Below are 495 nucleotides of genomic sequence, written 5' to 3' on the forward strand. Positions count from 1 at the left end.
AGGCCGGCTATGCTCGGTCGATGCCGAAGGATCGGATCGACATCGGCGAGGAAGTCACTTCGAAGAAGACCTTCGTGTGGGCGATCGACTGGCCCGGCTGGTGTCGGTCGGGCAAGGATCGCGACCTCGCGATCGAGTCGCTGATCGATCACGCGGACCGCTACGCGCTGGTCGCGAAGCAGGCCGATCTCGCGTTCCCGACCGCCACCGCCGATGCCCTCCACACGGTCGAGTCAGCCACCGGCGGGGGCGGCACGGAGTTCGGCGTGCCGTCATCGATCACGGATCGCGACCGACGGCGCGTGACGACGAAGGACGCCGAGCGGATGGCCGCGATCGTCGAGGCGGCCTGGATCGTGTTCGATCGGGTGGCGGCCAAGGCCCCGGCCGAGCTGCGCAAGGGCCCGCGCGGCGGTGGTCGCGACCCACTTCACGGACGGCGGCAAGGGGGCCATGGACCTGGCCGAGGCCGTCTGGGACGCGACCCATGACGGG

1 protein-coding gene is annotated in these 495 nt (G+C 70.3%); it reads left to right on the top strand.

Annotation, left to right across the window (positions count from 1 at the left end):
• Nucleotides 1-491, top strand: a 491-nt coding sequence (locus tag I6F37_RS38690; protein ID WP_225154169.1) for a hypothetical protein, incomplete at its 5' end; no start/stop codon positions are given.
• Between the last annotated feature and the right edge of the window lie 4 nt (nucleotides 492-495).

This window comes from Bradyrhizobium sp. NBAIM08 (assembly GCF_020193935.1).
In the GTDB taxonomy this organism is placed as follows: Bacteria; Pseudomonadota; Alphaproteobacteria; order Rhizobiales; family Xanthobacteraceae; genus Bradyrhizobium; species Bradyrhizobium yuanmingense.